This window comes from Desulfovibrio sp. SGI.102 (assembly GCF_050314315.1).
Classification (GTDB): domain Bacteria; phylum Desulfobacterota; class Desulfovibrionia; order Desulfovibrionales; family Desulfovibrionaceae; genus Desulfovibrio.
In genome coordinates this window covers 1-1,699 of sequence record NZ_JBNPNC010000115.1, presented here as the reverse complement: position 1 = coordinate 1,699, position 1,699 = coordinate 1, and the positions used below count along the sequence as shown (strand labels likewise).

The window sequence follows — 1,699 nt, the reverse complement described above, 5'->3', positions numbered from 1 at the left end:
CTAGCAGGACGTGCCCAGGAACTGGGTGGACACGAAGCTGGCGTACTGGTCGGTCATGCCGGTGATGAAATCCAGCACCCGCAGATAGGAGACGTACAGGCCATCCTCACGGCGCGGTGCATGGCCGCCCATGAGCTGCAAGGCCTGCTGCTCCTTGTAGGTGAGCCGCCCGGGATCGCAGATGCGGCGATGGCAGGCCGGGATGAAGGTATCCAGCAGGCGCTTGTAGACACTGTAGGACCCGATCTCCAGCGCCGTCTTGTGACTGTTCTTGAGGATGCGCCCGTTGAAGATCTCTTTGGCCCTGTCCATATAGGCCCGGACGTCCTCCGGCGCCATATCCATGAGCGGACCTTCGAACTCCCGGCGCATGATGCGCTCGTACTGCGCGGCGAAGGTCTCGAACAGGCTCGCGGTCACGTGGCCGATGACAGGGTGATGATGTCCAGCTCGCGGGCGTCTTCCATGTCCACGATGCGGTAACAGGTGTCGTCGGCCGCTTCGGCCAGCAGGGAGAGCGGATGGCGGGCAAAGTCGCCCCGGCGCGTTTTCAGCCCCAGAGCGCAAAACACCTCTTCAAAAATGCCCGCCTCGGCCTGATAGTAGTTGAACTTGCACTTGCCGCTCCGCGTACGGGACTGCCAGGAATCCCACGGATATTTGACCATGCTGGCCAGCGTGGGATAGGTAAGCCGGAACCCGCCCTGATCGCGGTTGTTCTCCACCACGTTGACTACCCGGAAGCCCTGGGCGTTGCCGTCGAAGCAGCGGAAATCGCTCTGATGCGTCTCCTCCAGCGCATTCATATAGGTGTGGTTGGCCGGGTCCCCGAACCAGTCACGGATGGCGAACTCGCCCGCATGGCCGAAAGGCGGATTGCCGATGTCGTGGGCCAGGCAGGCGGCTTCGAGGATCTGGCCGGGAAATTCCGGCGCGGCATACTCCGGCAGCTCGTCCCGGCGGCGCAAAAAATAGCCCGCCATGGCGCCCAGCGAACGCCCCACGCTGCTGACCTCCAGCGAATGGCTGAGGCGCGTGTGGATGTGATCGTTACGCACCAGCGGATGCACCTGCGTCTTGCGGGCCAGACGCCGGAACGAACTGGAATAGATGATGCGGTCCCGATCCTGCAAAAACGGGCTGCGGGCCGGGTCCAGCTTCTTGAAATCCATCCCGCTGCCCCCGTAGCGCAGGGGAAGGAGCAATTTGCGCCACTTTTCCTGAAAATTCATGGGACCTCCCGCGTGCCTGAGACGGTGAAGACAGACCAGTAAGTACAGAACTTGCCACGCCTGGATGCGGAACACAAGAGCGGCCGGGCCGTGGCGCACTTATGCCGCATGATTCCTGAAGTGGAAAGGGACATCTGGCCGGTCGCCAGCCTGAGCAGCAAGACGACCAGCCTGTCCCATCGCATGGACCATGGCCATACTGCCCCCTCTTGACGGACAGACGCTTGCCACCTATAAGGACAGCACGCGCTCGTAGCTCAGGTGGATAGAGCAGGAGCCTTCTAAGCTCTTGGTCGGGGGTTCGAATCCTCCCGGGCGCGCCATGGAACGATCAGGTGGCTACATGCATGACCGCGTGTAGCCACCTTTTTTATCCCGCATGACAGAAGTAGACAAATTCTGTAACTAACTTCCAGAATTTGTTTTAGAGGATGTCCGGCATGTTTTTTGATTTTAAAAGGCGTGGT

At 60.6% G+C, this 1,699-nt stretch carries 2 protein-coding genes and 1 tRNA gene; 1 reads left to right on the top strand and 2 read right to left on the bottom strand.

All coding sequences use genetic code 11. The features are described 5' to 3' along the window. Together ACQRCJ_RS12390 and dgt are read right to left on the bottom strand one after the other, a co-directional pair. Positions 1-420 (bottom strand): hypothetical protein, encoded by a 420-nt coding sequence (locus ACQRCJ_RS12390; RefSeq protein WP_427799934.1) that lies wholly within the window; start codon positions 418-420, stop codon positions 1-3. Continuing rightward, positions 417-1,232, bottom strand: coding sequence for a dGTP triphosphohydrolase (gene dgt, locus ACQRCJ_RS12385; RefSeq protein ID WP_427799933.1), 816 nt, complete (start codon positions 1,230-1,232; stop codon positions 417-419). The genes ACQRCJ_RS12390 and dgt overlap by 4 nt, the downstream gene beginning before the upstream one ends. A 246-nt stretch (positions 1,233-1,478) precedes the next feature. Here dgt and ACQRCJ_RS12380 point away from each other — a divergent pair. Continuing rightward, positions 1,479-1,555 (top strand) — tRNA-Arg (locus tag ACQRCJ_RS12380). Positions 1,556-1,699: the final 144 nt, after the last annotated feature.